This window comes from Roseibium suaedae (assembly GCF_900142725.1).
Classification (GTDB): domain Bacteria; phylum Pseudomonadota; class Alphaproteobacteria; order Rhizobiales; family Stappiaceae; genus Roseibium; species Roseibium suaedae.
The window spans coordinates 998933-1021726 of sequence record NZ_FRBW01000002.1 but is presented as its reverse complement, the minus strand read 5'-3'; the positions used below and the strand labels follow the sequence as shown (position 1 = coordinate 1021726).

At 59.7% G+C, this 22794-nt stretch carries 16 protein-coding genes and 1 tRNA gene; 11 read left to right on the top strand and 6 right to left on the bottom strand.

Annotated elements, in window-relative coordinates:
- The first annotated feature begins 15 nt into the window (after window positions 1-15).
- Genes BUA94_RS11735 through BUA94_RS11725 form a run of 3 tightly spaced genes read left to right on the top strand, consistent with a single transcriptional unit; the run spans window position 16 to window position 6395 of the window.
- Window positions 16-2157 (top strand): NHLP family bacteriocin export ABC transporter peptidase/permease/ATPase subunit, encoded by a 2142-nt coding sequence (locus BUA94_RS11735; protein WP_208980058.1) that lies wholly within the window; start codon window positions 16-18, stop codon window positions 2155-2157.
- Window positions 2154-4919 carry an ATP-binding cassette domain-containing protein gene (locus BUA94_RS11730; protein ID WP_073013231.1) on the top strand — a complete coding sequence of 922 codons (2766 nt, stop codon included), beginning with the start codon at window positions 2154-2156 and terminating at the stop codon, window positions 4917-4919. The genes BUA94_RS11735 and BUA94_RS11730 overlap by 4 nt, the downstream gene beginning before the upstream one ends.
- Complete coding sequence (locus BUA94_RS11725; protein WP_073013230.1) at window positions 4920-6395, top strand: AprA-related methyltransferase; 1476 nt, start codon at window positions 4920-4922, stop codon at window positions 6393-6395.
- Here BUA94_RS11725 and metX read toward each other — a convergent pair.
- From metX to mnmA, 6 genes are all read right to left on the bottom strand, one after another.
- Complete coding sequence (metX, locus tag BUA94_RS11720; protein WP_175558029.1) at window positions 6378-7505, bottom strand: homoserine O-acetyltransferase MetX; 1128 nt, start codon at window positions 7503-7505, stop codon at window positions 6378-6380. The two genes, BUA94_RS11725 and metX, sit on opposite strands and share 18 nt — an antisense overlap.
- The gene (locus BUA94_RS11715) at window positions 7492-9465 is read right to left on the bottom strand and encodes a RiPP maturation radical SAM C-methyltransferase (RefSeq protein WP_073013228.1); all 1974 of its coding nucleotides are present in this window, start codon (window positions 9463-9465) and stop codon (window positions 7492-7494) included. Before BUA94_RS11715 ends, metX begins: the two co-directional genes overlap by 14 nt.
- A gap of 222 nt (window positions 9466-9687) precedes the next feature.
- Window positions 9688-10374, bottom strand: a complete 687-nt coding sequence (locus BUA94_RS11710; protein ID WP_139251098.1) for a hypothetical protein — start codon at window positions 10372-10374, stop codon at window positions 9688-9690.
- 251 nt (window positions 10375-10625) lie between these two features.
- Window positions 10626-10702 (bottom strand) — tRNA-Met (locus BUA94_RS11705).
- Window positions 10703-11135: 433 nt separating this feature from the next.
- Window positions 11136-11852, bottom strand: a complete 717-nt coding sequence (locus BUA94_RS11700; RefSeq protein ID WP_084081945.1) for a class I SAM-dependent methyltransferase — start codon at window positions 11850-11852, stop codon at window positions 11136-11138.
- Entirely contained in the window at window positions 11849-13021 is a 1173-nt protein-coding gene (gene mnmA / locus BUA94_RS11695) for a tRNA 2-thiouridine(34) synthase MnmA (protein ID WP_073013224.1), read from the bottom strand. Before mnmA ends, BUA94_RS11700 begins: the two co-directional genes overlap by 4 nt.
- Before the next feature lie 279 nt (window positions 13022-13300).
- Here mnmA and BUA94_RS11690 point away from each other — a divergent pair, with 279 nt between their 5' ends.
- The 8 genes from BUA94_RS11690 to flbD all read left to right on the top strand — a co-directional run bounded on the left by BUA94_RS11690 (window position 13301) and on the right by flbD (window position 22701).
- Window positions 13301-15898, top strand: a complete 2598-nt coding sequence (locus BUA94_RS11690; RefSeq protein ID WP_139251097.1) for a flagellar hook-length control protein FliK — start codon at window positions 13301-13303, stop codon at window positions 15896-15898.
- A gap of 30 nt (window positions 15899-15928) precedes the next feature.
- Entirely contained in the window at window positions 15929-16594 is a 666-nt protein-coding gene (locus tag BUA94_RS11685; RefSeq protein WP_073013222.1) for a flagellar hook assembly protein FlgD, read from the top strand.
- 297 nt (window positions 16595-16891) lie between these two features.
- Window positions 16892-17167: a CtrA inhibitor SciP gene (sciP, locus tag BUA94_RS11680; protein ID WP_008194991.1), complete on the top strand. Its 276-nt coding sequence runs from the start codon at window positions 16892-16894 to the stop codon at window positions 17165-17167.
- A 428-nt stretch (window positions 17168-17595) separates the two neighbouring features.
- The gene (fliF, locus tag BUA94_RS11675) at window positions 17596-19209 is read left to right on the top strand and encodes a flagellar basal-body MS-ring/collar protein FliF (RefSeq protein WP_073013221.1); all 1614 of its coding nucleotides are present in this window, start codon (window positions 17596-17598) and stop codon (window positions 19207-19209) included.
- Between the two features lie 2 nt (window positions 19210-19211).
- Window positions 19212-20264, top strand: coding sequence for a flagellar motor switch protein FliG (gene fliG, locus BUA94_RS11670; protein WP_073013220.1), 1053 nt, complete (start codon window positions 19212-19214; stop codon window positions 20262-20264).
- 36 nt (window positions 20265-20300) lie between these two features.
- Window positions 20301-20990: a FliH/SctL family protein gene (locus BUA94_RS11665; protein ID WP_208980057.1), complete on the top strand. Its 690-nt coding sequence runs from the start codon at window positions 20301-20303 to the stop codon at window positions 20988-20990.
- Complete coding sequence (gene fliN, locus BUA94_RS11660) at window positions 20987-21325, top strand: flagellar motor switch protein FliN (protein WP_073013218.1); 339 nt, start codon at window positions 20987-20989, stop codon at window positions 21323-21325. Before BUA94_RS11665 ends, fliN begins: the two co-directional genes overlap by 4 nt.
- 17 nt (window positions 21326-21342) lie before the next feature.
- On the top strand, window positions 21343-22701 hold the full coding sequence (flbD, locus tag BUA94_RS11655; protein ID WP_073013217.1) for a sigma-54-dependent transcriptional regulator FlbD: 1359 nt from the start codon (window positions 21343-21345) through the stop codon (window positions 22699-22701).
- Window positions 22702-22794: the final 93 nt, after the last annotated feature.

Here is a 22794-nt window from a genome sequence, read left to right as displayed (position 1 = left end):
CCCCGCAAGAGGCGCGTGACCACGCCGACCGTCCTTCAGATGGAGGCGATGGAGTGTGGCGCGGCAGCTCTCGGGATCATTCTCGGCTACTACCGCCGCTTTGTGCCGCTGCCGGAATTGCGCCGGATCTGCGGTGTTTCGCGCGATGGGATCCGGGCATCTCAGATCGGCCATGCAGCCGAGAAATTCGGCATGGTGTCAAAAGGGGTGCAGCTTGACGCCGATCAGGCACTGGAACTGCCAGTGCCTTTCATTGCCTTCTGGAACCACAACCACTTCGTGGTCGTGGAGGGCATGAAGCGCGGCCGGATCTGTCTCAACGATCCGGCGGAAGGGCGCAGGACTGTTTCGCACAAGGAGTTTGAAGACAGCTTTTCGGAGATCGCCCTGGAGCTGAAGCCTGGTCCTGACTTCAAAACGGGTGGCCGTCAGATCAGAACCTGGCCGTCGCTTTTGAACTGGTCACGGGGATCCTTGAAGGCGGTGTTTCTCGTTGCGGCGATCAGTCTTCTTCTCGTCGTGCCGACGATCTTCATGTCAGCGGTGCTGCGGGTGTTCATCGACGAGGTGCTGACCCAGAATTTCAACTCCTGGCTCTTTCCGCTCTTGCTGGGGCTGACTATTGCCGGGGTCTTCAACACGGCGATGACCTGGCTACAGCAATCGGTGCTTCTGCGGCTGCAGATCAAGTTTGCGGTGACGATCGCCACGAATTTCACCTGGCATCTGCTGCGGCTGCCGGTGATGTTCTTTTCCCAGCGCTACAGCGGCGACATCATTTCCCGGCTGCAATCGACCAATTTCATCGCGCTGCTTCTGTCCAGCCATATCCCGCAGGCGGTCGTCAGCCTGATTTCCGCCCTTGCCTATGTCTCCTTCATGGCGATCTTCAGTTTGCCCCTGACGCTGGTGGCGGTGCTGATGACGGCGGTCAATCTGCTCGTCGTCGTCATCGTTCAGCGCAAGATGCGGGATCTGAATTCCTCACTCCTGAACACCAGCGCCAAGATCACCGGTGCGGCCATGTCCGGGCTGCAGTCGATCCAGACCCTGAAGGCGACAGGGGCAGAGAGTGACTTTTTCGGCATCTGGTCGGGCTATCAGACCAATGCTGTCAATGCAGCCCAGCGACTGGAGCGGATTTCGACCTGGATGATGGCGGTGCCGACGCTGCTGAGTGCGGTGACGACGGCGGTCATTCTCGGGTTTGGTGCCTATCTCATCATCCAGAGCAATCTCTCCATTGGCGGCATTGTCGCCTATCAGATGCTGCTCGGTCATTTCATGACGGCGGTTCAGCAGCTCATGGGCTTCAACAGCCAGATGCAGGCTGCCTATGGTCATGTGAACCGGCTCAACGACGTGTTCGAAACGCCCCCGGATGCCTTGCTGGAGGCGCAGGTCAAGGCGGCTCCCATGCCCAAGGGGCACGGGTTGCTCAATGGCCGGATCGAGCTGCGCAACGTGACCTTCGGCTATTCCGTCATCGAACCGCCAGTGATCGATGAAGTCAGCCTGACCATTGAGCCGGGCCAGCGGATTGCGCTCGTCGGTCACAGCGGCTGCGGCAAGTCCACCTTGCTGCGCCTGATCCTCGGTCTGTATCAGCCGCTGAAGGGTGAGGTCCTCTATGATGGCCGCCCGATTGCGGAGATCGACCGGCAGAGCTTTGCCTCTTCCCTCGGCTGGGTCGATCAGGAAAGCGAACTGTTCGAAGGATCCGTCCTTGAGAACCTGACGCTCTGGGATCATACGGCCCCCATGTCCTCTGTCATGACGGCCGCGAAGGACGCCTGCATCCATGAGACCATCATGAGCCGGGCAGGGGGCTATGGCTCCAAGGTGATGGCGGGCGGCAGTAATTTTAGTGGCGGCCAGCAGCAGAGGCTCGAGATTGCCCGGGTTCTGGCCAGCGAGCCTGCGATCCTGGTTCTGGACGAGGCGACATCGGCGCTCGATGCGGAGACCGAGGCGAACATCATCAGCAATGTTCAGCGCCGCGGCATCACCTGTCTCACGGTTGCTCATCGGCTCAGCACGATCCGTGACTGCGAAGCCATTCATGTTCTTCAAAACGGCAAGATTTCCGAAAGCGGGGGGCATCGTGACCTGATGCGCCTCAAGGGGATTTATGCCCAGCTGGTGGCATCCCAATGAGCTTTCTGGACGACATACTGGGCGAAAGCTCGGCGCTGGAAAAGATCCTGGAGGCCAACTGGCAGGATCCGGCAGCTTCCATCGTGCGTGGGCTGGGGCTCGCGGATACACGGCAGGTTTTGGATGCCTCCGACCGGCTGGACCTGTGGGGCAAGGGCACCTGCTGGCTGGTCTTGTCCGGCTCTCTCGATATTCTCTGGTCCTGTCCCGAGGGACGCGTCTATCTGGGCAAGGTGGAGGCTGGCGGGTTGGCTGCCGCGCTTTCTGCTGAAGGCACAGAGGTCCATGCCATTGCCATTCCCTCCGAGGATACGGAGGTCGTGCAGACGACACTGGAAGTCCTGCATGGCTTCTCGGGTCAGAACGGAACCGTCCCGATTGAAAGCCTTCTGACAACCTGGCTGGAAACAGTAGGCGCCGGGAAGACGTCACTGCAACAGGCCGCACTTGGGGCATCTCCAGATGCTTTCCGGCAGGCCCTGGCCGAGGTCAGTGCGGCGATCCTGGAGGAAGGTGCTGCCCAATTCGGCTCCATGCGCCACAGCCGCGACACGAGGTCTGAGGTCTCCAGGCTCAAGGTCGAGGCCAATGTGGCGGCTGCCCTTGCCGAAACAGTGGAGCTTGTCGACAGACACTTCCGGCCGACGGAAACAGGCGGCGCCACCTTCCATTCCGTGGCACGTCAGGTTCTAAGAGCGACGGGCTATCTCGGGTCTCCGGAAATGGTTCTGCCCCGGACGGATGACAGCGAGATGGATCTCGCCGTCCGCTTCTGCCGCCGCAACAATCTTCAGCTTCGGGCCGTCCGGCTGGACGAGAAATGGTGGAGCGGCGATCACGGCGCCTTGCTCGGCTATATGCGGGATACGCGCGAACCGGTTGCGCTGCTGAATGTGCCCGGCGGCTATGAAATCAGCACGCCGCAAGGCCGCAAACGGGTAACGTCGCAGATCGCTGCGACCATTGATCCGCTGGTCTATGCGTTCTTCCTGCCAACGCCTGAGGGCGAGCAGAACCCCTGGCTGCTGATGCGCTTCGGTCTTTTCGGAAGAGGTAGGGACGTTCGCAACATCATTTTCTGTCTGGTTCTGGGGGCAATCTTCTCGCTGGTGGCACCGATCTCCATCGGCTGGCTGATGGGTTCTGTCATTCCGAGTGCGGAAATGGGGCAGGTGAAGGTCTTCACCGCCCTGCTGCTGGTGACGGCCGCCGCGACGGCCATGACCGGCATTGTCCAGTCTCTGGCCGCGCTGCGCATGGAAGGCGGCATGCAATACAGGGTGCAGACGGCGGTCTGGGTCCATATCCTCAATCTGCGCGCCCAGTTCTTCCGCAAATACAATGCGGGGGATCTGGCCAACCGGGCGGACAGCGTGGATGCCATGCGCTCGACCGCAGCGCAGGCCGTTTCCATGCTGATGACGAGCTGTGTCGGAGCGGTCTTCAGCTTGCTGCTGATGTTCTATTACGACTGGAAGGTCACCTTGATGGTGCTTCTGGTCTCGTTGGTCTTCTCGGTGGTGGCGATTGTCTATGGCAAGCTGATCCTGAGCTATAACCAGAAGGTGCTTGATCAGAGCGGCAAGCTGCAGGGCCTGATGCTGCAGATCACCAACACCGTGCCGAAGCTGCGCGTGGCCGGGGCCGAGAACCGGGCCTTCGCCTACTGGATGCGCGAGTACCGCGCCATGGTCGGCCTGTCCCTGCACCAGAGCATTCAGAACTACCGGCTCAAGGTCATCCGTTCGGCCTTTCCGTATCTTCTGTCCCTTGTCGTCCTCGGCATGATCGGCTTTCAGCTCGGCATCCTGTTCGACTTCTTTGCCTCGACACCGCTGCCGGTCGAGAAGGGCAATCTCATCATGCCGACCTCGCGCTTCGTCAGCCTGAATGTTGCTATCGGCCAGTTCACGTCCGCCATGTTCATGGCGACCCGGGGCATCCTGCATTTCTATCTTCTGAAGCCGCATTACAACCGCGTTCTGCCCATTCTGGAAGCCGAACCGGAAGAGGATGCGGACTATGAGGAGCTGACGGAAATCCGGGGCGACGTCGAGTTGCGGGATGTTACCTTCCGCTATTCGACCACCACGGGGCTGGTTCTGTCCAACCTGTCTTTCATTGCCGAACAGAACAAGACGACGGCGCTTGTCGGTACGTCAGGCGCCGGCAAGTCGACGATCCTCCGCTTGCTTCTCGGCTTTGACGAGCCGGAAAGCGGCACGGTGCTGGTGGACGGCAATGACGTGGCCTTCCTGAACAAGAAGAGCCTGCGGCAGTTGTTCGGTGTGGTCATTCAGGATGGCAGCCTGCTCAGCGGATCCATCTATGACAATGTCGCCGTCGGGCATCCTTACACGATGGAAGAGGTCAGTGCGGCGCTGGAGATCGCGGGCTTTGCCGAAGAGATCAAGTCCTGGCCGATGGGGCTGAACACCATGATCGGCGATGGGGCCGCGATGATGTCCAAGGGGCAGCAACAGCGTCTGATGATTGCCCGTGCGGTGATCCGCAAGCCACGTATCCTGCTTCTCGACGAGGCGACCAGCGCGCTCGACAATATCACCCAGGCCAGGGTGACGGAAAACCTGAACAAGATGAACTGCACGCAGATCATCGTTGCCCACCGCCTGTCGACCATCAAGACCGCCGACAAGATCATCGTTCTGGACAAGGGACAGGTGGCGGAAGAGGGAACTTTCGATGAGCTGATTGCCGCCAATGGCCAGTTCGCACGTCTTGTCATGCGGCAGATGAAATAGATGAGTTTGACCAGTGCCTGGGCGACCCTCTGTCATCATTGCGATGGCATCGCCACCGGAACCCTTCACGAAGCCCTGCATGAGTTCGGCGCTTACAGCCTTCTTGCGCGCGGTGATGCGACGGCTGACAGCCTTTCTGAGGCAACCGGAATTCGCTCCGGTTATGCCGCGCTGGTGCTGAAGCTTCTGGTTTCTCAGGGGCTCGCCTCCGGTACGGAGGGAACCTATGCGCTGACGCCGGACGGTCAGTGGATCGCAGCCCGGTCTGATTGGGCATCGGGAGCGCGGCAGCATGTTGCCTTCGCCCGCCGTCTCCTGCGCGATGGACCGCTGCCGCCGGATCTCAATGTCGAGGAGATCGCCCCGCTGGAGGATGTGCCGGAGCGGTTTGCCTTGCAGCGGATCGGGCCGGTCTGTGCGGCGCTCTGGTACCGGCTGTCGCGAGACAATGGCTGGAGCGATCCGGCTGGCGATCTTGCATTGGCGTGGGTGCGCGATCTCTTGCGCCGGACAGGCTGGTATGATGGCCAGAGCTGGACGGACGAGGGTTTAGGTGCCAGGCCGCTTGCGCCCCAATATGTCTATCCCCTGGCCTATCTGCCGACCTATCAGGCTGTGTCCCGAATTCTGGTCAAAGGAGCTGCCAGTGGCGAGGCCGGGGACACGGTTGACCGTGGATTGGACATCGCCTTCAGCGGCAAGGTGTTCTCCAATGCCTGCAAGCCACCGGTTCTGGCCGCTGTCCTGCCGGTCTTCAATGGTCCCTTGAGTGACCAGCCGGCGGCATTGATTGACACCGGCTCCGGCGACGGAACGGTTCTTGCGGAGCTTTACGAGGCCATCGCCACCCAGACTGAGCGGGGCAAGGTGCTGAACGAGTATCCCCTGACGCTGGTCGGTGTGGAGTATGAGGAAGTTGCAAGGGCAACGACCGAGCGTCGTCTGGCAGCGCTTGGTTGCCCGTTCCATTCGGTTCAGGGCGACATTGGCGCGCCTCTCAAAATAGCAGAGACACTCGCCGCGCTGGGCATCGATGCGGCCAATGCGCTGCACATCAACAAGTCGGTCGTTCACAACAGGTCTTACGCTCAACCGGAAGAGCTTTTATCCTCGCCACCGACCCACGCGGTGTTCTGCGATCCCTCCGGGGGGGGCATTTCAGCCGATCAGGCCTACAGTTCCCTTGTGGCCCTGTTCCGGTCCTGGAAGCCATTGATCGCGCGTCACGGCATGGTCTGTATCGAAGCCCATACGGTCGATCCGGCAAGGGCGGCCGGTCATATCGGCCGCAGCCTGATTACCGGACTGGACGCTGCCCACGGCTATTCCGGTCAGCTCCTCACCGAGATCTCCGTTCATCGGACGGCGAGCAAGGCCGCCGGGCTCATTTCCCGCTCACAGGTCGATCTCGGCCATGCCATGATGGGGGACCCGATCATGTCCGTGGATCATCTGGTGCTAACGGAGAAATTCTGACAGCGCCGGGCTCAGGCTCTCGAACTCGTAGAGAAAAGCTCCATGTCCCATGGCGCTGTCGAGGGTGAGGTGCCGATGGAGAACCCCAGTCGGCAGAGCCTGTGCGATCCGGTCCATTTCCTCCACTGGATAGCGCCAATCCGAGGCGTAGCTGACCAGCAGAACCGGATCCTGAACCCCCTTCAAAGCTTGCTCCAGCGTTCCGGCATCCCGGGCGAGATCGAAATAATCGATGGCCCTTGTCAGGTAGATCAGGCTGTTGGCATCCAGCCGGCCTTTTGAAGCATTGCCTTTCACCGAATTCAGGAATTGCTCGACCGCGAAATCCGGCTCCATCGTGTAGCGGGGCACGCCGGACATTGGGGCAACGCCGAACTTGTTCTCCAGTGTCTCGCGGGACATCCAGAAGAGGGCCCCGGTCATGGCGAGAAGTCCGAGACCATCGGAGGGCGAAGGGCCATCATAATAGTCTCCTCCGCGCCAGTTCGGGTCGCTCATCAAGGCTGCACGAAGAACCGCCCAAAGAGCGGTGTTGTGCGCACTGGTGCGCGCCGTTGCGCTGATGATGACGGACTTTCCGGTACGGGCAGGACAGGAAGCCAGCATCTCCAGAACCTGAAATCCGCCGAGACATCCGCCGATGGTTGCATGCAGCTTGGCGATACCGAGCGCGTCCAGCAACACAGCATGAGCGCGGGCCATATCCGCCAGCGTGATGACCGGAAAGCGCAGACCATAGGGCCGTCCGGTCGAAGGGTTCCGTGAGGCCGGAGACGTGGTGCCGCAGGCCCCGCCCAGAACATTCGGCACGATGACGAAATAGCGGTCTGTGTCGATCGCCTTGCCGGGACCGATCGCGACATCCCACCATCCAGGTTTTCCCGCAGGTCCGCTGGAGGCGCCTGCCGCATGCTGGTCGGAGGTCAGGCCATGAAGCACCAGAACCGCATTGTCCCGCGCCTCGTTCAGATGGCCATAGCTCTGGCAGGCAATCTGCACCTCGGGCAGCACGGCACCGCTTTGCAGGGGCAGGGGATCTGCAAGCCTGATGAGATGCGCGCGGGCATTGAGTCGGCCATCAGAGCGTTTTTCTGGTTCAGAACGCAGCAAGGAGCGTTCCCAACTTGTCGCGGCCTGATGCAATGCTGCCGCCCGGGAAAGCGGAGGGCAAGGGAACAGGCTGGTGAGGGGCGGTCAAGGCAAGGCCGATGATGCGGCCGTCGATCCGGATCAGGAATTTCTGCGCTTCCAGTTCCGCCATGACCTCCAGCACTTCTTCTTCTGTGTGTCCGGTTTCGGTCAGGGTCTTGATCACCTGATGCTCCGAGGGGCCATCGTCGGAGAGTTCCAGAACCGACCGGTGAAGACCCGTCAGCAGCATTGTGACGCCGCCGGGCCGGCTGTCCTCCAGCACAAGGGCTTCTTGCGTGGCCGTCATGGACAGGACCGGAGGTGGACCGTTGCGCCAGGCCTTGAGCCAATTGGTCATGGCTGCGCGCATGGATTTGACGCCCGGGCGGTCTGCGGGATCAGTATCAGCTTCATTTTCAAAGAAATACACCTGCCGGAACAGATGTTCGTCAGACAGTGGATAGGCGTAGCGGTAGCGTTCGGCAGGCTTGAGCTTGAGCTTGTAGGCCTGCGGGCGGGTGAAATAGGGCGAATAGCGGTCAAAGCGCAGGGGCACCATGTTGCCGGGCTGCAGATGGGTGAGGGCGGGCACAAGCTCTGCCATCGTTTCGTACCAGCTGTCTTCTTCTCCCGGAAAATGGCTGATGATCGACCAGCTGGCGCGCACGCCAAACTGGCGGCACCATTTCAGCAGCATGATGTTCTGCGCGGCAGTGCAGCCCTTGCCCATCAATGTCAGGATGCGGCTGTCGAGGCTTTCGATGCCGGGCTGGATCCAGATGACCCCCGCATCGGCCAGTGCCTTCACCTGATCCTTCTTCAGGTTCGCCTTGGTCTCGAAGAACAGACGGAACGGCTTTTCCCTTTCTGTCAGCTCGGGAAGAACCGTCTTGAAGTAGCGAAGGTCCATGATGTTGTCGACGGCCTCGACCCGGTCGACATTATAGCGGGAGGTCAGGGCGGTCATGTCAGGGACGACAGTTTCCGGTGCCCGTGCCCGGTAGGCCATCGACCCGCCATTCAGGCCGCAAAAGGTGCAATGGCTTTTGGCACCCCACCAGCAGCCGCGTGAAAACTCCATGGGCAGACCCGGCTCGATCACGCTGCTGTAGAGGAACTGGCGCAGTTCCTCGAAATAATCATCATAGTCGGGCAGAGGCAGATTTCGGGCATCCTGGGTGATGGCGCGCGGAACTCCGTCCCCCTGATCCGTGACCGGATAGCCTGCGAGACGGTGAATGGGCCCCATCACTCCGAAGGGCAGGTCCTCTGCTTCAATTTCGCACCCGGTATCCAGAACGTCCTGCATGAAAGGAACGATGAAACTGTCTGCCTCGCCCGACACCACATAATCCACCCAGGTGAAGTGGCTGTGGGTGGTCAGGCCCATTGTGGTCTCGCAATTGGCGCCGCCCAGCATGGTCACCACATCGGGCGCGATTTGCTTGATCCGGCGCAGCAGGGCAAGAGCGGGCACGTGCTGCTGAAAGGTGGACGTGCAGCCGACAATGCGCGGGGACCGCCGGAGGATCTTATCCGCCGTCCAGTCCGTGAAAGCCTGTATCTTGCCTCTGAGGTCCAGAAGGATTTCGGACGTAATGCCAGCGCGGCCAAGCTGCGGCGCCTTCTTCTCCATCAAGGCGAGATAGAGGTCGTGATCGGGGGAAAAATCCGGAAAGGCGGCTGCGCCGAACAGCCAGTCCACCAGAGCGTCTTCCGGAGGCACGGTCTGCAGCACACGGCTTAATTCCAGACCAAAATATTCGGCGAACCAGAGATTGGCATAGATGGATTTGGTGCTGATGCCTGCGCCTGTAAGCAGGGCCTGAAGCTGGCCGAGGGCGATGGACGGGCGTTCGAGCCCGGAGAGCGGCATGTTTACGAAACAGACATCCTGGCTGGACTGGGACTGGTCTGACGCTTGGAGCAGTTTGTTCATTGGCTCTCCCATGGATCTTCGCCAGGCACCCTGCATGCCGCAACGTCCATCTTGGCTTGTGGGGAGAGATTGTCAAACCATTGGGTGAGTTATGGAAAATTTCGGGCAGCAAGGCTCTGCCAGATGCAGCTCCATGCGGGAAACAGAAAGGGCCGCCCTGCGGCAGCCCTTTGCGTTCTTTATAATGGTCTTGGTATCGCAAACGCGGACCATTGCGCTTTTTTAGCGGATGCTGCAGCTGCCGGACACCGAATTGACCTTGATCGTATAGCGCCATTTGGTCTTGCCGCCGTAGTAGCTCAGGCAAGGACCATCGCAATAGGCTTCTTTGGCATCCGTTGTTTCAGAAAAGCTGATGAACTTGCAGCTGTCACCGTCATAGGAGAACTTGTAGCTCCTGTTCGTGGTGCTTTTCTGGCTCGGATCCTTCTCTAGCTCTGTCACCTGAACCACACCATTGCTGTAGGTGTAGCTGGAACAGATGTTCCGCTTGTAGCCTTCTTCCAGAACAAGCTGGGAGCAGACTGTCTTGCCCTTTCCAGAGATGCTGCCGGAAGATTTGACGCTCTGGTCGTTGACGAAGACAGTGCCTTCTTGATTGTCAGGGTCTGCGATGAGCAAATTGTTGCCGTTCTGGCGGATAAGGACAGCGCTTGACCAGTTTCGGGTGTTCGTATCGGTGAAGGAACCCTTGTTGGTATTGGAATAAAAGTCCTTTTGTTCAACTTTCGTGTTTGCAGTCAGGAAGATCTTCTTTTTGCCTATGTCGAAGGTCGCAGGCGCATTGGTGACTTCTGCGGCCGCAGGGGCTGCCGCTGATGTTGCTGCAGGCGCGCTACCCGGTGTGGATTGGCAGCCAGCGAGCGCAAGACATGCCGCGGCAAGCATCGGTAGGATCAATTTCGTCAAGGCAGTTTCCCCTCAGCCTAGTCTAAAAAACTTCAACAGTTCGTAGCGTAACTTGATGAAGTTATGACATTTTTGGGCGGAGGACTACCGAGGGGAGGGGGATTCATAGTCCTGTCGGGCGGAATATCATTCTCATCCGTCCAAGACTTGCACTTATGGGTTTATGCGGGCGGAAGTGTGCAATCAAGCCTTGCGAAGGACTCAAGCAGAGTCGACATCTTACGCGCTGTTTGATTTTGTTTTAAGAGAAGTGGTAGCGGAGGAGGGACTCGAACCCCCGACACGCGGATTATGATTCCGCTGCTCTAACCGGCTGAGCTACTCCGCCATCCGTCGCGAGTGCGGCGAGGCGCCGCTGCGAATGTGGGGTGCTTATAGTGAGCGGAAGGGCTGGCTGTCAAGCGGTCGCAGGCCTGCTTTTCAACAATTGCAGCAAGCCTTTGAAATCGGGCCAGTGCCTGTGGAAATCGCAAGGGGCGGAGAGGCGGGAAAGGCTGGAAGACGCCAGGTTCTCGCCAATCAGGCGGGGATCGGATCTTTCCCGGCTCAGGGAATTCTGCAGTGATTTGAAACGGAGTGACGGTTGCAGGAGCGTTTGGCGGGATCGCTGCTTTGCCAATTGATGCCATGCGCCCAGTCGGAGGCGCATGGCATCAGGTGCTCAATTTGGGGTGGATGGCAGATCCCTGATATGGCGCTCTGAAGGCGGGGCATGTCGAGGAATCATGCAGAACCGGACTGGCCAGCCAGCCTGATCTGCGTCAGGCCTGAGGATCTTCCGCCTTGCGGAAACTCATCAGGGTGAAGAGACCGAAGGGGGCAAGGGTCTCTTCGTCTTCCAGTACCATGGACGTGTGGCGCAGCACGCGGGACTTGGGGAACTCCGGGTTCCAGCCCAGCCGGTCCGCATAGCGCTTCAGCCAGCGTTCCACCACGGCGCGCGGGCCGTGATCGGTTGAGAAGTGATTGACCAGAAGGACAGTGCCGCCCGGCCGGGTGACCCGCTCCAACTCGCTCAGGACCTTTGCGGGGTCCGGAACAACGGGCATCACGTACATGGCCACCGTCACATCGAAATGATTGTCCGGGAAGGATAGGTCACTGGCATCCATGCAGATGAGCCCTGCAATGTTGATCATCTCGGCGGACCGGATCCTTGCGCGCTCCAGCATGGCTTCGCTGAGGTCGATGCCTGTGACCGTCAGATGCTTGCCGTAGTGAGGCAGGGACATTCCCGTGCCGATGCCCGCTTCCAGAACATGGCCTTCGAGCGCATTGATGCGCTTTACGGCGGCGTGGCGCCCCCAATAGAGAGGGGCGCGGAAGACCATGTCATAATAGGGTGCCCAGCGGGCATAGGCCGTCTGAACGGCGGTTTCGTCCAGACGGCGGGCCTCCCGAGAGATCCCCTTCCATCGCCCTTGCATCCAAAGCTTCAGTTTGCGCAGGCGGTCCGGAAGGGTGTCACTCGTAGTCATGCGGAGGCTGCCTTTTCAGGTTGCTTGTCTATGGTCCAGGTGCCGGCTCTTTCGGCTCTTGCAATCCAGCCGCCACCCAGGACCCTCGCCTCATCTCCATCATTGTCGAAGAAGACGCAGGCCTGGCCGGGGGCAACGCCCGTTTCACCGGTCACCAGATCGACACTGGCTTGACCGTTTTCAAGACGCAGACGTGCCGGCGCGGGCGGGCGAGTGGATCGCACCTTGGCAAATATGTCTAGTTCGCAGCCTTCGTCCATAGGGATGTCGCCGATCCAGTTCAACTCGCGCAGGTAAATGCGCCGGGTTGCCAGTGCTTCGCGCGGTCCAACCAGCACCCGGCGCGTGTCTGCATCAAGGCGCACAACATAAAGCGGTTCGCCGGTTGCTACGCCGATGCCGCGCCTCTGTCCGATGGTGAAATGGATGATGCCGTCATGCTGACCAAGAACCCGTCCGTCGATGTGGACAATTTCTCCTGGCTCGGCAGCATTTGGGCGAAGCTTCTTGATCACATCGGCATAATTGCCGTTCGGGACGAAGCAGATGTCCTGGCTGTCCGGCTTGTCGGCAACGGAGAGGCCAAACTGGCGGGCAAGTTCCCGGACCTCTGCCTTGGGCATGCCGCCGAGGGGAAAGCGGATGAAATCCAGCTGTTCCTGGGTGGTGGCAAACAGGAAGTAGCTCTGGTCACGATCCAGGTCCGAGGGGCGGAACATGGCGCGCTTGTTGCCCTGAACGGTCGAGCGAACATAATGACCTGTTGCCAGAACGTCTGCACCAAGGTCCTTTGCGGTCTTCAGGAGATCCTGAAACTTGACGGTCTGATTGCAGGACACGCAGGGCACAGGGGTTTCGCCGGCGATATAGCTGTCGGCAAACCGGTCCATCACCGCTTCCTTGAAGCGGCTCTCATAGTCCAGGACATAATGAGGGATACCGATCTTTTCCGCAGCCCGGCGCGCATCGTGAATGTCCTGGCCCGCGCAGCAAGCCTTTGCCTTGCTGACCATGGCGCCATGGTCATAGAGCTGCAGGGTCACGCCGATCACGTCATAGCCCTGATGTTTCATCAGGGCGGCAACGACAGAACTGTCGACGCCGCCTGACATGGCTACGACGACGCGTGTGTCTTCGGGGCGGCCGGGAAGATCCAGGCTGTTCAGCATTACGGTTCACCAAGGTGTTCAGGCCGCAGGAATGCGCGCTTCGCGCGGCAATCGCCTCTGGTTGGGGCCGGGTTCGTGCCGGTCCGGCGGCAAACAGGTTTCAGTTGGGGTGCACTATACAGAAATGGGGTGGGCAAGCCAATTGTGCCAGAACTTCACCCGGCAAGCTTTGCCGGGAGTGGGAAAACCCTGCCGGGAATGAAGGGGCTTTGTCCCTCTAGTTGCTGCTGGGATATTGATAAATAAGGGTTTTTTCGTTCTCTCAGAGTGGCGTGGTGCTTGCATACTCTTGACCGAGTTGGTCTGTCCGGATCTGCCGGGCTGGAAAATGCGGAAATGGGGGCACCCTTGCTGCCAGTTGGTCTCTACACTGAAGTCTCCTCAAATGCCTTGTCTGCAGGGCAGGGTGCTGCTGCGGGAGCGCCCGCGAGTGCAATGGATGCCTTTTCGCAGGTCCTCGCCAATCTGTCTGGCGACGGTGAGGCTGGTGCTGAGGCTCTCGGGTCGGCAGCTGTTGATCCCCTATCGGTTTCGGCGAAGGTAAAGCTTGCGACGTCTCCGGTTGCAAATGCAGGCTTGCCCGGTCTTTCGTCTCTGACTGAAGTGACTTTCGGCGCGGAGATCCAGTTGCCGGTTCTGGGTGGGGCTGAACTGGATGGCGTGCCGCTGGACGCAGACGCTGCTGCACCTGTGCTGACGGATCAGCCTGAAACGGCGAATTCTGCTGAGTTCGAACTTCCGGTTCAGGACGCTGATGACACGGATAGTGTGACTGGTGATCTCGGAGCCGAAGAAGCGCTGGCCATGGTGCAGCCGGTTCCAGCTTCCCCGTCTCCTGTTCAGTTCGCTGCAGAAGTGGGGCTTGGTGCTGAAACCCGTCTGAATGGCGGGGCAGTGGATGCTGATGGCGAGCTTCTTCCTGCCGCTCCCGCTCAGGCTGGCGCGCCGGGATTGGACGCGGGCGAGGAAACTCTTGCCGGCAAGCCGCAAGTGGCGGCTCCGGTCCTGCCGCAGGCTGAGGTGCTAAACAGGCTGAAGGCTCCCGTTGCTTCCGCTCCGGTTCAGCCGTCAGCTGTTTCGCAGATCCCCGTCTCTGATATTTCTGCCCAGCAGGTGGCGGCTGTTGCTCCTGCTCTGACTGCTCCGGACCTTTCTGCCGGGGCTTCGTTGGACGCTTCGCAGTTCTCGGGCCTTGCCGGGGATATGTCGCAGGTGGATGCTGGCGTTGAAGCGCTGGTTCCGGCAGGCAAGTCTCAGGCTCCTGGTCAGGCGGCGACAGGCGCGCCGGCTTCCGCAGACCTCTCCGAGGGCGAAGCTGTCATTGTCTCTTCTTCCGTGAAGGGCGGGGCTCAGGTCGATGTTAAAACGGCTGTCCCTGAAAAGGTTGAGGGGCTTCCCGCCCAAGCGCAGGCTGTTGGGCTTCGTGACCTGCCCCCGGCAAATGCTGCTACTGAAAACGCGGCAGCTCAGGCGAGTGCCCCGGTTGCTGCCGGTCTGGATCTGGATCAGGCCGTCGCTGTTGGGGTTCGCGACAGGATGAGCGGGGTGGTTCCTGCTGCCGCGGCCGGCAACGGAAACTCCCAGACTGCCACGACTGAATCTGTGACTGCAGCTTCTGATGTTGCTGCGGATGAAAGTGTCGTGATTATCCCGGCAAAGGCGCCGGGAAAGCGCTGGATGTCGGAACTGCCTGAAATTGCCCGCTCCGCGCAGCCAATTCAGTCGCAATCTCAAGCTCCGTCTGTTCAGCAGGCTGTTCCGGCTGAGCCTGTTCTTCAGCAGAGCCAGGCACCAGTCGGTATCGTCAAGGACGGGATTTCTCAGCCAAGTCCTACGCTTGTGGCGAATGGGGACGGTGGCAACAGCCTGCTGGCCGGGGAAAAGGCGCAGTCCATTTCCGGTTTGAACACTTCTGGTGCTGAAGAAGGAGTTGTCGCGTCGGTGAAAGCGTCGTCGCAGGCGGCTTCTTCGGCTTCGATGGTCCAGACTGCAGCGGGCGCGCAGGTTCCCAAGCCGGGGCAGGGGGCGCAGAAGACTGGTGACGCATCCAGCGCTGCTGCGCAGCCCGTGATCGGGGAGGTCACTGACGAGGCAGATCGGGTCGTATCGACTGTTTCTTCGGCGGATCCGGTTGCCGCTGAAGGAGATGTGACCGCCGCACTTCCGCTGAAGCCTCAGGCTGTTGCTGAGGGTGCAGATGTTCCGGGGACACCGGTGACGGCGGGTACGCAGAAAAGCGATGCGGCTGCAAAGTCTGAGGCAGCCAGCCCGGTTGCCATGGCTACAGCTGGTGCAGTTGTTCTTTCTGAAGATGACGGCACGTCGGACACAGACGGCTTGATGATGGATGGTGAGTTTGCAGCTCAGGTGCGCACCACCAACCAGCATCTCGCCCGGATGGACGCGGCAACTGCGCAGGCCCAGACCCAGGCGCAGTCGCAGACCGGGCAGGCTGCGTCCCAGATTGCTTCTGCGATGGCCCGGACGCTCAACAATGGGGACACCAAGTTCCAGATGCGGCTGGATCCGCCGGAGCTTGGACGGGTCGAAGTGCATATGAAGGTTGCCAAGGACGGCAGCGTTCAGGCGCACATGATCGTGGACAGCCCGGAAACCCTGGACATGTTCATGCGGGATCAGCGCGGTCTCGAGCGGGCGCTGGCAAATGCTGGACTGAACACGGATTCCAGCAGCCTTCAGTTCTCGCTCCGCGATGACGGCAATCAGGGTTTCGCTTCGTCCCAGGACAATGGCTCAGGCAACGGGCGGTCTGACCGCAGCCAGTCTTCGCTGAGGGATGTTGACGACGTGAGCAGTGAACAGGCCGCAGGCGTATATGCGGCTCGCAATCAATCCGGTTTGGATATCCGGATCTAGTCCGGGACAGCCAGACATGGGAGTTGGCACATGAGTATCTTATCGACCAGTTCGTCTTCTTCGTCGTCTACCACGTCGAGCAGCAATGCGGCTTCAAATGCGTTGAGCGGCAATTACGAGCTGTTTCTGACCCTGTTGACCACTCAGATCCAGAACCAGGATCCGCTCGATCCTCTGGACTCGGCCGAATATACCAACCAGCTGGTGCAGTATTCTTCCGTCGAGCAATCGATCCAGACCAACCAGTATCTCGAAACTCTGGTTTCTGCGATGGAGGCGAGCCGTGCCTCCAGCTATGTCAGCTACCTTGGGGCGGAAGTCACAGCATCTGGCAGCTCGACGATGCTGACCGGGGGCGAGGCCAACTGGTCCTATAATGTCAGTGAGGCGGCAACGGGTACGGTCGAGATCCGCAATACCTCCGGTGCCCTGATCTACAGCGGTGACATGGAAATGGAAAAGGGATCCGGCACCTACAGCTGGGATGGCACGACCAACAGTGGCACAAAGGCGGATGACGGCAGCTACTCCATTACCTTTAAAATGAAGGACAGTGCGGGGAATACGGAAACCGTTTCCACCCAGTTCACCGGTGTCGTGGACGAAGTAGACCTGTCGTCAGGTGAGGCATATCTGAAGATTGGCTCGCTCCGGATTCCGGTCAGCTCGGTTCTCTCGGTCAGCAAGGCGACTTAAGGAACTGCGTTCGGGAAAGAATCCAACCGATTGTAAAAATTAATTTTTCGGATTTAGGCGGCGTCCTCGGCATCAAGAGGGCGCCGTTTTGCATTTTGCCAACCACTCTGCGCATGGTTAACAAAACCTCGGCACTTAGTTACGAATTGAGGTAAGTTCTAAGGGTTTTTCTTAAATATCATTCAGAGATTCGAGGTTTTATAGTTAATATTCTGTCTATGAGCGCTTAGGTAAATTTTAAACAGCTGCCTGTACTCTCAACATCAACCTTGGTCATGGTTTGTGTGTGAGAGTACAATGACCGAACAAATTCGTTCGCGTGTAAAATATGTCATCGGGCCCGATGGGAGCCCCCTTACCATCGCGGATCTTCCGCCGACTTCAACGAAGCGGTGGGTGATACGTCGAAAGGCAGAGGTGGTTGCGGCCGTGCGCGGTGGTCTCCTTTCTCTTGAAGAAGCCTGCCAGCGGTATACGCTGACTGTAGAGGAATTCCTCTCCTGGCAGAGCTCGATCGAGAAACATGGACTTGCTGGTCTTCGGGCCACGCGAATCCAGCAGTACCGGAACTGACGTCCGGCGCTGTCTGCCAAGGCGGTAAAACACATTAATTCCGATGTTCGGGATGCTGAAACAGGGTGGCCGCTGGCTGCCCTTTTTTGTTTTCCCGACGTCACTTTACGCCCGGGACGGAAGTTTCCGTGCTTTCAGTGGATTAGCCAAAACCGGGTCTCGGCAGTCGCTTCGAACGCCTGTAGGTTGCGCGCGAATTGAGATTATTTCTCAAGAGTTAACGCGCTAGGCAGCTTTTCCCCACCTCTCTTGCAAATTGCATAACTGAGAATGGCAGAAAATGGCCAAATCAGGCATGTCTAGGATGTGGCGTTAACCACTTGTTAACCTTCTGAACGGCAAATTTTGCCTATTGGTTAACGCGTGTGTGACCAAAGGGTTCCAAAGGAATCCGACGGCGGGGCAAATAAGAGCGCGAGCGGGCAATCGTGAACGGATTGATCGAATTCATTAAAACGCTGGGACCAACCCGTGTTGCGGCCATGGGGGCGGTCGCGGCCATTCTGGTTGGCGTCTTTGCGTTCATCATCTTCCGGGTGACGGCGCCCCAGATGACCCAGCTCTATTCCGATCTGACGCTCGAAGACTCCAGCGCGATCGTCAATCAGCTCGAGTCTCTCGGTGTCGAGTTCGAGATCAAGCGCGACGGCAGTCAGATCCTTGTCCCCGCAGAGCAGGTTGCCCGGCTGCGCATGCGTCTTGCCGAAGACGGCCTGCCGACGGGCGGCAACATCGGTTATGAGATCTTCGACCGTACCGATACGCTCGGCGCGACCAGCTTCGTTCAGAACATCAATCACCTGCGCGCAATCGAAGGCGAACTGTCCCGCAGCATTTCATCGATTGACCGTATCAACTCCGCGCGCGTGCATCTGGTGATCCCGGAGCGTCAGCTGTTTCAGCGCGACCGGCGCCCGCCGTCTGCTTCCATTGTCCTGAATGTGCGCGGCTCGCTGGGCCCGGGTGAGATCCGGGCGGTTCAGCATCTCGTTGCAACCGCCGTGGAGGGCTTAGATCCTGAACATGTCTCTATCGTCGATGAGACGGGCCGCTTGCTTGCCTCAGGGACGGATTCCGATCAGGAAGGGATTGTCTCCGGCTCGCTTCAGGAGCGGGTTGTCGAGATTGAATCCCGGCTGCGCAATCAGGTCGAGGAGATTCTGAACAGCGTTGTCGGCCCGGGCCGTGCCCGCGTTCGTGTGGCTGCGGACGTTGATTTCAACCGCACCACGGAAACGACCGAGAGCTTCGATCCGGAAGGTCAGGTTGTCCGGTCGACCCAATCGAAGGAAGAGGCGTCTTCCAGCACCGAAGCGCAGAATGAAGTCACTGTCGGTAATCAGATCCCGAATGGTGGCAACAACAACCAGGGGCCGGGGCGCCGGGACGACTCCAGCGCGACCGAGGAAATCGTCAACTACGAGATTTCCAAGTCCACCAAGACCCAGATCGTTGAGGCCGGCCAGATCAAGCGGCTCTCCGTTGCGGTCCTGATTGACGGGGTCTATGCGCCCAACGCGGATGGTCAGGTTGCCTATTCTCCGCGCTCCCAGGAAGCCCTGGACCGGATTGCCGTGCTCGTGCGTTCCGCAGTCGGCTTTGATGCGACCCGGGGCGATGTGGTTGAGGTTGTGAACCTCCAGTTCGCGCAGCCCCCGCAGGTTGAAGACGTCGCGACCGCTGGCCTGTTCGACTTCACCCGCGAAGACATCATGCGCTTTGCAGAACTTGGTGTCCTGCTGCTGATCTCCCTTCTGCTCCTCCTCTTCGTGGTTCGCCCGCTGCTCCGCCGCATCGTGACGCCGGAAGAGCGCATGCCGCAGGAACTGGTCATCGGTCCGGATGGCATGCTGATCGCCGAAACCGCCCTGCCGGCCGAAGCAAAGGATGAGGAAGACGAGTTCCGCATCGAGTGGATTGAAGAAGCCAAGCAGGAAGGCGCGCTCCAGGCCAGCTCGATCTCCAAGGTTGGCGCCATGATCGAGGATCATCCGACAGAGGCCGTCAGCATCGTGCGCGGCTGGCTTGAGGAGGCTGCCTGATCATGGCTGGGGGTGATGCGCTTCAGAAACAGCTGACAGTCTCCGCAGATGAGACAGACCGCGAGCTTCGTGGGGCGGAAAGAGCTGCCGTTCTACTGCTCGCCCTCGGTGAGATGCACGGAAAGCCGATCTGGGAGCGCCTTGATGAAATCGAGGTGCGTCAGGTATCTGCGGCCATGGCCAATCTGGGGCCTGTGACGCCGACGATGCTGGAGTCGCTGTTCAAGGACTTTGTTCGCAAGATCGCCTCCCGCGGTGCGCTGACAGGCAACGTGGATGCGACCGAGCGGCTGCTGGCCAACTTCCTTCCGGGTGACCGCGTCAGCATCATCATGGAAGAAATCCGTGGCCCGGCAGGCCGCAACATGTGGGAGAAGCTCTCGAACGTTCAGGAAAACGTTCTGGCGAACTATCTCAAGAACGAATATCCTCAGACCGTTGCTGTGGTCTTGTCGAAGATCAAGTCCGACCACGCCGCTCGTGTCCTTGGCATTCTGCCGGAAGAGCTGGCGCTTGAAGTCGTCAGCCGCATGCTGCGCATGGATGCGGTCCAGAAGGAAGTTCTGGAAAAGGTTGAGCAGACCCTGCGTGTCGAGTTCATGTCCAACCTGACCAACACATCGCGGCGCGACAGCCATGAGATGATGGCGGAGATCTTCAACAATTTCGACCGCCAGACGGAAGCCCGCTTCCTGGCGGCGCTGGAAGAAGAGAACCGCGAAGCAGCAGACCGCATCAAGACGTTGATGTTCACCTTCGACGATCTGATCAAGCTGGATGCGGCAAGCTGCCAGACCCTGCTGCGGAACGTCGAGAAGGACCGTCTCGCCATCGCACTCAAGGGCTCCACGGATCAGGCGCGCGAGTTCTTCTTCGGCAATATGTCGTCGCGTGCAGCCAAGCTGCTCAAGGACGATATGGATGCGCTCGGTCCCGTGCGTCTTAGGGATGTGGACGATGCACAGACCGGCATGGTGAACACGGCGAAGGATCTGGCCGCGAAGGGCGAGATCATGATCTCCAAGTCGAAGAGCGATGACGAGATCATCTACTGATAACAGGACAGCGATCGTAACTAGATTATGGGCAGAATGACCAATCCGTCAAAATTCCTGTTCGATATGGACTTCTCCGAGCCGGTAGAGCCTGTGGTTGAGGCCGCTCCGGAACCGCAGATTCCAATGATCCCGGTGTCGGAGCACCAGGCATTGGTGGAGGCTGCGCGGAAAAAGGGCTTCGAACAGGGGCGTGCGGAGGCGCTGAAGGATCTCCAGGCGACCCAGGAAAAGATCCTCACGGATGAGGTGAACCGCCTTGGTGGCGCTGTTGCGCAGGTTCTTCAAACCATCGACGAGGGGATCAATTCCCAGGAGCGGGATGCCGTCGGCCTGGCGTTTCTGGTAGCCCGCCGCCTTTGCGCGCATCTGATTGCCCGTCAGCCGCTGGCCGAAGTTGTGGCGCTGGTCTCTGAATGTCTCGGCCCCTTGCGCCGCGCCCCGCATCTGGTGATCCGGATCGCGCTGAAGGATGTCGAGAACCTGAAAAAGCGGATGGATCCGATCATTCGCGAGAAAGGTTTCGACGGACGTCTGGTGATCCTTGGCGAGGATAATATCGGGCCGGGCGATTGCCATATCGAATGGGCCGACGGCGGGATCCGGCGGGACCGCAAGGAACTGGAAAAGCAGATCGACACAAGCATCAGGGCCTATCTGGCGGCGCGGGCGGCGAAAGCCGCGCCCAAGGCAGCTGCAGACGAGGCTAAGGACACCGGGCAATGAGCAAAGACAACGATGGCGGTATCCCGCTGGACGAACTGGAAGTGCCGGGCCGCGAGTCCCGTGACGGTTCGGAAACCCATGGCCCCCAGTCGGCGGCGGATCTGGAAGCCGTATTCGACGTTCCTGTCCGGATCTCGGCAGTTCTCGGTCATTCCCGAATGCATGTGTCCGAGCTTTTGAAACTTGCCTCAGGAACCGTGCTGGAACTCGACCGCAAGGTCGGTGAGGCCATCGACATTTACGTGAATGACCGGCTGGTTGCGCGCGGCGAAGTGGTTCTCGTTGAGGACAAGCTCGGCGTGACCATGACGGAAATCATCAAGGCAGATCGTTAAGGGGTCAGGAGCCGGTCATGCGACTTCTTATTGTTGGTACACTGGGCGGCCAGCTCACAACGGCGACCAAGATCGCCATGCAGCGCGGGGCGCAGGTCACCCAATCGGATGATATCGAAGGGGCCTTGAAGGTTCTGCGTTCCGGCCGGGGCGCGGATCTGCTGATGGTCGATGTCGGTCTCGACATTGCAAGCCTTTTGAACAAGCTACAGGCCGAGCGGGTGCATGTGCCGGTGGTTGCCTGCGGTGTTGAAACGGATGCTCAGGCCGCCGTTTCCGCCATCCGCGCTGGCGCGAAGGAATATATCCCGCTGCCGCCGGATCCCGAGCTGATTGCGGCGGTTCTGGCAGCCGTGTCGCAGGATCAGGGCGACCTGATTTACCGGGATGATGCCATGGCCTCCGTCGTGCGCCTGGCCGAGCAGATTGCGCCGTCCGATGCGTCCGTCCTGATCACCGGTGAATCCGGGACCGGTAAGGAAGTCATCGCCCGCCATGTGCACCGCTGCTCCAACCGCTCCAACAAGCCGTTCATTTCCATCAACTGCGCTGCGATCCCCGAGCATCTGCTGGAGTCCGAACTCTTCGGGCATGAAAAGGGCGCTTTCACCGGCGCCGTGGCACGCCGTGTCGGCAAGTTCGAAGAGGCTGATGGCGGCACGCTTCTCCTCGACGAAATTTCCGAAATGGATGTGCGCCTCCAGGCCAAGCTGCTCCGCGCGATCCAGGAACGTGTGATCGACCGCGTTGGCGGCACGCGACCTGTGCCGGTCAACATCCGGATCCTTGCGACTTCGAACCGGGATCTCGGTGAAGCGGTGCGGGAAGGCTCGTTCCGCGAGGATCTTCTCTTCCGTCTCAATGTGGTTAATCTGAAGCTGCCGCCGCTGCGGGACCGTCCTGCGGACGTTCTGGAACTGGCGCGGTTCTTCGTCGAGCACTATGCCAAGATCAACGGTGTTCCGGCGCTGCCTCTGTCGGTCGAAGCCCGGCAGGCGCTGACGGTGAACCCGTGGCAGGGCAACGTGCGCGAGCTGGAAAACACCATGCACCGCGCTGTGCTCCTGGCGCATGGCGATGAGATTGGCGCGGAAGCGATTTTGATGCCGGATGGCAGCCCGATCCAGAATTCGCGCGGGCCCGCAGAACGGGCAGCCCAGGCGGCAGAAGCGGTGTCCCGGTCCTTCGTCGGGCGCACTGTTGCCGATGTGGAACGGGATCTGATCCTCGACACGCTGGACCATTGCCTTGGCAACCGGACCCATGCGGCAAAGATCCTCGGCATCTCGATCCGCACCCTGCGCAACAAGCTCAATCAATACACGGATGAAGGGCTTCAGGTGCCAGGACCGGGGGAAGTCCGGTCGGCCTACTGAGAGCCTAATGCGGGGATTAGCCTTCGGACCGGCAACCTGAACGGTTGTTTGTCCGAAGCATTCCCGGCGAATCTGGCAAGATGACCCGGCAGG

Coding starts and splice junctions, on each gene's coding strand:
- BUA94_RS11730 (WP_073013231.1), top strand. CDS start 2,154: ATGAGCTTTCTGGACGACATACTGGGCGAAAGCTCGGCGCTGGAAAAG.
- BUA94_RS11725 (WP_073013230.1), top strand. CDS start 4,920: ATGAGTTTGACCAGTGCCTGGGCGACCCTCTGTCATCATTGCGATGGC.
- BUA94_RS11715 (WP_073013228.1), bottom strand. CDS start 9,465: ATGAACAAACTGCTCCAAGCGTCAGACCAGTCCCAGTCCAGCCAGGAT.
- BUA94_RS11700 (WP_084081945.1), bottom strand. CDS start 11,852: ATGACTACGAGTGACACCCTTCCGGACCGCCTGCGCAAACTGAAGCTT.
- mnmA (WP_073013224.1), bottom strand. CDS start 13,021: ATGCTGAACAGCCTGGATCTTCCCGGCCGCCCCGAAGACACACGCGTC.
- BUA94_RS11685 (WP_073013222.1), top strand. CDS start 15,929: ATGAGTATCTTATCGACCAGTTCGTCTTCTTCGTCGTCTACCACGTCG.
- sciP (WP_008194991.1), top strand. CDS start 16,892: ATGACCGAACAAATTCGTTCGCGTGTAAAATATGTCATCGGGCCCGAT.
- fliG (WP_073013220.1), top strand. CDS start 19,212: ATGGCTGGGGGTGATGCGCTTCAGAAACAGCTGACAGTCTCCGCAGAT.
- BUA94_RS11665 (WP_208980057.1), top strand. CDS start 20,301: ATGACCAATCCGTCAAAATTCCTGTTCGATATGGACTTCTCCGAGCCG.
- fliN (WP_073013218.1), top strand. CDS start 20,987: ATGAGCAAAGACAACGATGGCGGTATCCCGCTGGACGAACTGGAAGTG.
- flbD (WP_073013217.1), top strand. CDS start 21,343: ATGCGACTTCTTATTGTTGGTACACTGGGCGGCCAGCTCACAACGGCG.